The organism is Mesorhizobium sp. M7A.F.Ca.CA.001.10.2.1, assembly GCF_003998575.1.
Taxonomy (GTDB): domain Bacteria; phylum Pseudomonadota; class Alphaproteobacteria; order Rhizobiales; family Rhizobiaceae; genus Mesorhizobium.
Window position 1 is genome coordinate 1 of record NZ_RZQY01000289.1, and the last position, 7,191, is coordinate 7,191.

Here is a 7,191-nt window from a genome sequence, read left to right on the forward strand (position 1 = left end):
TTCCTGCACGCCGGACCTTCTCGGCGATCTGCAAACCCACATCCCGTCGCTGCGCACGCAATGCCGCACCGGCCAGCGCATAGTGGTGTCGGAGGCAAGAAAACGATGAGAATTCTGATTTGCAACGACGACGGCATCGAAGCGCCGGGGCTTGCCCGTCTGGTCAATGCGGCCGGCGCGTTGAGCGACGATGTCTGGGTGGTCGCGCCCGACAGCAAGCGCACCGCTGCCGGCTCGTCATTGACGATTGCCAGGCCGTTGACCATGCGGCGCGTCAAACCGAACTGGTACTCCTGTTCCGGCACTCCGGCCGATTGCGTGGTAAGCGCCATGACCTGGCTGTTCGCCGATTCCGAGAAGCCGGGCCTTGTGCTGTCGGGCGTCAACGATGGCCGCAACGCTGCCGAGGACCTTGCCTATTCCGGTACGCTCGGCATTGCGCGGGAGGCGACGTTCTGGGGCGTTCCGGCCATCGGGTTCTCACGCGTGAAAAATCCTGATTTCACCGATGGCGACGACCAATGGCTTGGCGCGCTCATCGCTTCATTGTGGCAATCGCGCGCCGACTGGGCCGCTGAGGGTCATTGGCTGAGCATCAACCTGCCGACCTTGCTGCCGGCCGAAATCCGGCAGCCGCGCATCGGTCGCGACAAGATCGCTCGCAAGGCCGAGATCGTGGAAAGCGATGGCGATCATACAGTCATCACCGTGCCGCGCGGTCGGGCCCATGACAGCCAGCCGGGTGACGAAAACGAGGCGATCGATGCCGGCTTCATCAGCATCAACCGGCTGAACTGGTTTGGCGAGACACGGCTGGACGAACGGTTTCTGGACGGGATCCCGCGCCAGCGGCAAACTGGCTGACCTGGGGTCTGCGCGTCGTCATCCGATCACCAACCTGTCAGCGGTTAAATCAAGCCAATCCACCACCTATGCTTGAAGCCGCCGCTATTTCATTCCACATCGGTGAGGATGAAGGGCGAGACAGGAGAACGGCGGCGGCATCTGCTGTGGGCTTTGCCCGCATCGCTGATCCTGCATGCGCTCATCGCGGCGTTTCTGGTCTATGGCCTGCCGAGACCCGAGCAGCAGCCGGTTCAGCAGGAACAGCCCGTCAATGTCGCGATCGTGCCGCCACCCGAGAAGCCCAAGCCGAAACCTGCTCCAAAGCCACCGGAACCGACACCTGAAAAGAAGGCTGAGAAGCCGCCTGAACAAAAGCCGCCTCCGGAACCGCCGAAACCGCCAGACGACCAGGTTCTGAAGCGCGTTTTCCAGTACGGCCAGAAAGATACCGGGCCGGAGAAATCGCTCGACGGAAGCAGCGCTAAGCCCAGCACGCCGTCGCCGGCCAAGGATGAGGCGGTGAAGCCGCCTGTAGCACCGACACCCACGCCGACCCAGCCCGCCCCGGCTGCAACGCCACAGCAGAAGGCGGAGCCCAGCAAGCCTGACGAGAAGCCAGCCACCGCTGCGCCGGACGAAAAGCCCGCGCAAAGCGAGGAGAAGCAGGCGACCGAGGAAACCGACAAACAGCAGCCGGACAAACAGGAACCCGCACCGCAACCCGCCGAAAAGCAAGCCGTCGTGACGCCAAAGCCATTGGCGGCTGAGATCGGCGACAAGCCGGCGCCTCCAGCCTCGACTGGAAAGGCAAAGCCCAAAGCCAAACCTGCCAAGACAATGACGTTCAAACCCGCAAGAGCTTTCAAAGCGCCGATCGGGAATGCTGGAAGGTCAAATCCCACCAACGACGACGTTGCAGGATCACCGATCTATTCCGGCCTTCCGGGCGTCAGAAAGCTTTACTCGCAAGGGGCAACCGGCAATGCGTTCGCTACAAGCTCCATGGAGAATGTCCCGCGCGGTCAACGCGTGGCCACCCTTTGCGGCAATGTCCTCAGCCGGGAACTGCAAAGTGCCGACTATACGGTCAAATGGGTGCCAACCATTACGCTGGACAAAGGCAATGTTCTCAATCCTCCGCAGGCCGCCTTCAGCACCAGAAACGCCTGGTACAACCTAAATTTCCGATGCGAAGTCGACGCCGATGCGACGAGGGTCCTGTCCTTCAACTTCCGTGTGGGCTCATTGGTGCCGCCTGGCGAATGGGCCAGCCGTGGATTCACAAAGTATCGTCTAAACTAGGCCGGCACACCAAACCTAGCCAATTGCCGGCTAACTTCTTGCCAGTCGGCGCAGACGAAATCGGCACCGGCAGCTGTCAGCCGCGCGGCGTGCTCGGCATAGGTATGGCCGCCACCGGTGTAGCCGATCGCCGTCATGCCTGCGGCGACCGCGCCCTGGATGCCGAAGGGCGAGTCTTCGATGACGATGCAGTCAACGGGATTGGCGCCGATCTTGTCCGCCGCGAAGAGGAAGATGTCCGGCGCGGGCTTGCCGTTCTTTACCATCGAGGAACTGTAGATCGCATCGCCGAAGAAACGCGCCAGCCCGGTCACGGCAAGGCTGTGGTTTATGCGCTCGACGGAGGAGGACGAGGCGACACAGCGGTCGCCCGCGAGCGTCTCCAGAAACGCAGTGATTCCCGGTGTCGGCTTCAATTCCTGCGAGAACAGCACCTTGGTCTCGGCCCAGATGTCGCCGTCCGCCGCCGCCGGAAACTGGTGGCCGGTCAAATCCTTGATCCTCGCGATGATATCGGACTGCTTCATGCCGATGCATTGGGCGATGATGCTGGTGTTGACACCGGGCATGCCGTGCTTTTCGTAGACGCGCTCATAGGCGCGGGCGGCCAACGGCTCGCTGTCGACAAGGACGCCGTCGCAATCGAAAATAATAGGCCTTGGTGGCGCCACGCGTTTCCCTCTCGAGTCAATTTTCGCACATCGCTATCGGCAAAAAGTCAAATGTTCAATAGCGCGTGCGTTTTGAGGGCGCGAAGAGCGGGCTCAAAGCTGGCGCAACGCATCGCTCGCACGGGAAGACCCGAGCGCCCGTTGCATGGCTTGCCGGGACTGCGCGCGATCCGGGGTGATCCAGTTCGGCTCGGCGCCGAGAAAGCGGTCGAGGAAAGCCACCGCATAGGCCGGCATCTCGGTCACGTTCTCGCGATAGGACCACCATGTGCGCAAATCGTCGGCGCATTTGTCGATGCCGGGTGCCGTGCCGAATTCCTGCTCGTGGATCGCCGAAATCACCGAGACGCAGTAGTTGGTGTAGAGGAAACCCTCCGGCCAGAAGCGGACGATTTCCAGCGTGCCGGCGTTCGTTTCTGTCTCGATCAGCTGGGTGAGGCCGGAGATTTCTTTTGCCGGCGCCTGTTTTATCAACTCGCGCAGCACGAGGCCGGCGGCAAAGACGATGAAGTCGGCGCGGTCGATCGCGGCGAAGCGCTTCTGCGCCTCCATGATCTCGACCCAGTCCAGAAAGGCCCTGGTGAGTTTGGCCTCGTCGATCTCGAAGCGCACGCCGAACGTGTCCGAGACCACCTTCGCGCTGCCGCGAAAGGTGGCGCGGAACCAGCGCAACTGCCGCAGCCGATGGCGAAGATCGGGCATCAAGGCCAGTTCGTCCCTGAAGGGCAGATCCATGTTCCTCGTATCCTGTTTCCCGGTCAGCCTAGCACAACGGTGGCACCGCCGAAATCGGTCAGCGCCCTTGTGGATGACCGCAGCCGAGGCCAATATCATACATATTGACATTCTCGGAAACAAATGTTCTCACTTTGCTGTTGTCACGCGCCGGTCCAAGGTGCGGTTCAACTGAGGCTTCGGGAGGAGAACCGAATGGCGATTTGGCAGTGGGGACTGCTTCTGCTGGTTATTGTGTGGGCGCTGCAGTCGCTCGGCGTCTGGCTGCAGATGCGGCACTATTCGGATGTCTTCAGGGGCGTCACCGACCAGTACAAGGACGGCTTCGTCGGAGCCGGCAATTTTCGCGGCCGGTTGGCCAAGGGCACCATCGCGCTCGTCGTGGTGACGCCCGATCTGGTCGTGCGCCGCCTGATGGTGATGAGCGGCCGTTCCGTCTTCACCAAGTTCAAAAGACATGAAGAGTTCGAGGGTGTTCCCCTCGATAAACTCCGGTCCAACCCTGCAATCATGGGGGAGGGGGAACCCGGTGTGGCCGAGGCCGTGAAACGAGCGATCGAGCAGATCGACAAGACACGGTCGGAGCCGGGGAAGAAGCCGGGCCTGTCCGGTTTGAATGTAGCAAGGGCTTAGAGCCGGAGGATTTCGGGCTCTAAATCAGAGGGATAGAGGACGCCGCGCACCGACTGGGATCAACTGGCGGGTGGCATAAGGAGGAGAAATGTCTGTATTTTCGTTGTTGGCGCAGCATGCCGACATGGCCGTGCACAATCTGCATGTCGCAGGTGCCATGGTCTCGGATGCCGCATTGCATGGCAAGCTCGCAGTCGAGCATGCCTCCGACCATCTCGTTGTCCTCGCACAAGCGGACAGCGGACCGATCACCGTCGATCAGTTCAAGGAAAAGCTGAAGGACGTCCAGCAGGAAGAGCAGCTCGGCTGGCTGACCGCCATCGGCAAGTATTTCATCGGCATCTTCCAGAAGGGCGGCGAGGTCTTCGCCGGCTTCGTCACCGGCATCATTCCGACGCTGGTGGTGCTGATGACGGCCTTCTACGCCGTCACCGAACTGGTCGGTGAAGAGCGCGTGCATGGTCTGGCGCGCGGCGCCGGCCGGATCGCGCTGACGCGCTACACGCTGTTGCCGCTGCTGGCGGTGTTCTTCCTCACCAATCCGATGGCCTATACGTTCGGATCGTTCCTGGAAGAAAAGCACAAGCCGGCCTTCTATGACGCGGCCGTGTCCTATGTGCACCCGCCGCTCGGTCTGTTCCCGCACATCAATCCCGGCGAGTATTTCGTCTGGGGCGGCATTCTCGTCGCGCTGCTGGAGCTGGAAAAGAAGGGCGTCGTCGTCGCCGGCTACCACGTCAAGGTGGCGATCTGGTACGCCATCGTCGGCCTCGTCGTCATCCTGCTCAAGGGCATGCTGACCGAACGCATCACCGCGATCATGGCACGCCGCCAGGGCGTCGAGCTGTAAGGGCGGGGAGGACATCATGGCCAAGACATACAAAGCCGTAAGGATCACCCAGGGCAAAACCGGCTGGGGCGGCCCGCTCGTCATCGAGCCAACCGAACAGCGCAGCAAGGTTGTTTCCGTCACCGGTGGTGGCATTCACCCGGTGGCGCAGCTTATCGCCGACATGACCGGTGGCGAAGCCGTCGACGGCTTCAGGGCGCCGCCGATCGAAAGCGAGATGGCGGTTGTCGTCGTCGACTGCGGCGGCACCGCACGATGCGGCGTCTATCCGCGCAAGCGCATCCCGACCGTCAATCTGACGCCGGTCGGTCAGTCCGGACCGCTGGCCCAGTTCATCACCGAGGACATCTACGTTTCGGGCGTGAAGCCGGCCAACATCACAATGGCGGACGGATCCGAAACGGTCACGACTGCAGGGGGAGCAGCAGCGATGAGTTCAAGCAACAATGCGGCCGCGGCACCACAGCCGCTGCCGAGCGAAGGTGGGCTGATCGGGCTCATCAGCACGATCGGCCGCGTCATGGGACGTATCGTCGGCATCTTCTTCAATGCCGGCCGTCGCACCATCGATCAGGTCATTCGCAACGTGCTGCCGTTCATGGCGTTCGTGACCATGCTCATCGGTCTGATCCTGTATACCGGCATCGGTGATGTGCTGGCGCAGCCGATGGGTCCGCTGGCCAACAACATCGTCGGCCTGCTGATCATCTCGGCGATCTGCGGCCTGCCGTTCCTTTCGCCCATCCTCGGGCCAGGCGCTGTCATCGCGCAGGTCATCGGCGTTGCCATCATCGGCCCGCAGATCGCCAACGGCACGATTTCGCCGGCGATGGCACTGCCGGCGCTGTTTGCCTACAATACCCAGGTGGGCTGCGACTTCGTCCCGGTCGGCCTGGCGCTCGGTGAGGCCAAGCCTAAGACGATCGAAATCGGCGTTCCGGCGGTGCTCATCAGCCGCCAGATCATGGGGCCGGTCTCGGTGCTGATCGCCTGGGTCGTCAGCCTGATCGTGTTCTAAGGCAATTCCGGGAAAAGCGCATAATGCTTTCCTTTGGAAATTGCGTCAAAACAAAGAGATAGAGCGGTTCACCGCTCTAGGAAAAGTAGAGAAGAGGTTCGCCATATGACGGTTCTGCTGAGAACACGGGTCACTGCCATCGGCCCCGAAGTGGCGGACCTTGCCGAAGGGGGCGTGGTCATCCTGTTTGCGGATGGCTCGCCGCCGGAGCTTGCCGAGGTTTCGGTGCTCCACAAGGCGGAGCAGGGGCCAAGTGACGGAGCGCCCGCCAAGGGCGCTTCGATCACCCTCGGCCCGGTTGCCGCTGTTATCACAGCGGTCGGCTCCAGCGCGTGGAGCAAGGTGCTGGAAATGGGCCATGTCGTCATTTCGTTCAACGGCGCTACGGAGGCCGAGAGGCCCGGCGAGATCTGCGCGTCGCAAGTCGACCCGCAAGCGCTCGTGGCCGCACTGAAGACCGGGGCGATCATCACCATCGCCGCCTGACAGCATTCGCGCCGCGGCCTATGTTGGGAGCGGCGCCCAAAACCAGAGTATTTGCCATGGAACGCTCGACCATCGTCCGAGTGCATGAAGGTTTGCACGCCCGTCCCGCGACGCGGTTCGTGAAGCTCGCCAAGGGCTTCGAATCCGACGTCGAACTGGTCAAGGACGGCAAGGCGGTCAGCGCCAAGAGTTCGGTCAAGCTGATGCTGCTGGCGGTCAAGGAGAACCAGGAAGTCACGGTGCGGGCGAATGGCGCCGATGCCATCGAGGCGCTCGAGGCGCTGATCGGCTACCTCGAGAATCCGCGGGCCGGCCTCGATGATGAAGCGGAAGCGCAGAGCCCGGCGAACGATGCCGGGCAGGAAGCGGCACCCGCGCCCGGATTCGTGCCGGCGGCTCCTGACGGGGCAAACCGCCTGCGTGGCGTGGCCGCCAGCGAAGGTTTCGCCATCGGCCCGGCCTTTGCGCATTTCCCACCCGATATCGCCGGACGGGGCCGCGTGTTGCGGGCCGAGGAGATCGAAGGCGAGATCGACAGGTTCCGCACAGCCGTCGGCGCGGTCCAGGCCCGCATGGATCTTGCGTTGGCGCAGGACAGCCTGTCGGCTGGAGACCGCGGCATCGTCGCTGCGCTGCGCGATATCGCCGCC

The 7,191-nt window shown here is 62.5% G+C and carries 9 protein-coding genes; 7 read left to right on the plus strand and 2 right to left on the minus strand.

The window, feature by feature from the left end:
• The first annotated feature begins 105 nt into the window (after positions 1 to 105).
• Positions 106 to 864 carry a 5'/3'-nucleotidase SurE gene (locus tag EN964_RS18930; protein WP_127271828.1) on the plus strand — a complete coding sequence of 253 codons (759 nt, stop codon included), beginning with the start codon at positions 106 to 108 and terminating at the stop codon, positions 862 to 864.
• A gap of 108 nt (positions 865 to 972) precedes the next feature.
• A complete protein-coding gene (locus tag EN964_RS18935; protein WP_127273819.1) occupies positions 973 to 2,148 on the plus strand; it encodes a DUF930 domain-containing protein in 1,176 nt (391 codons plus the stop codon).
• Here the strand turns inward: EN964_RS18935 and EN964_RS18940 are convergent.
• Both EN964_RS18940 and EN964_RS18945 read right to left on the minus strand, forming a co-directional pair.
• Positions 2,145 to 2,819 (minus strand): HAD family phosphatase, encoded by a 675-nt coding sequence (locus EN964_RS18940; protein ID WP_127269448.1) that lies wholly within the window; start codon positions 2,817 to 2,819, stop codon positions 2,145 to 2,147. The genes EN964_RS18935 and EN964_RS18940 overlap by 4 nt on opposite strands.
• Before the next feature lie 93 nt (positions 2,820 to 2,912).
• Positions 2,913 to 3,554 (minus strand): hypothetical protein, encoded by a 642-nt coding sequence (locus EN964_RS18945; RefSeq protein WP_024503716.1) that lies wholly within the window; start codon positions 3,552 to 3,554, stop codon positions 2,913 to 2,915.
• 195 nt (positions 3,555 to 3,749) lie between these two features.
• Between EN964_RS18945 and EN964_RS18950 the strand changes: the two genes are divergently transcribed.
• The 5 genes from EN964_RS18950 to EN964_RS18970 form a co-directional block, all read left to right on the plus strand.
• Positions 3,750 to 4,187 (plus strand): transcriptional regulator GutM, encoded by a 438-nt coding sequence (locus EN964_RS18950; protein WP_127269447.1) that lies wholly within the window; start codon positions 3,750 to 3,752, stop codon positions 4,185 to 4,187.
• 88 nt (positions 4,188 to 4,275) lie between these two features.
• A complete protein-coding gene (locus EN964_RS18955; protein WP_013529328.1) occupies positions 4,276 to 5,037 on the plus strand; it encodes a PTS glucitol/sorbitol transporter subunit IIC in 762 nt (253 codons plus the stop codon).
• A 16-nt stretch (positions 5,038 to 5,053) separates the two neighbouring features.
• On the plus strand, positions 5,054 to 6,055 hold the full coding sequence (locus tag EN964_RS18960; RefSeq protein WP_027038062.1) for a PTS glucitol/sorbitol transporter subunit IIB: 1,002 nt from the start codon (positions 5,054 to 5,056) through the stop codon (positions 6,053 to 6,055).
• Positions 6,056 to 6,160: 105 nt separating this feature from the next.
• Positions 6,161 to 6,541, plus strand: coding sequence for a PTS glucitol/sorbitol transporter subunit IIA (locus tag EN964_RS18965; protein ID WP_013529330.1), 381 nt, complete (start codon positions 6,161 to 6,163; stop codon positions 6,539 to 6,541).
• A 56-nt stretch (positions 6,542 to 6,597) separates the two neighbouring features.
• On the plus strand, positions 6,598 to 7,191 hold a 594-nt coding region (locus EN964_RS18970; protein WP_127276620.1), incomplete at its 3' end, for an HPr family phosphocarrier protein.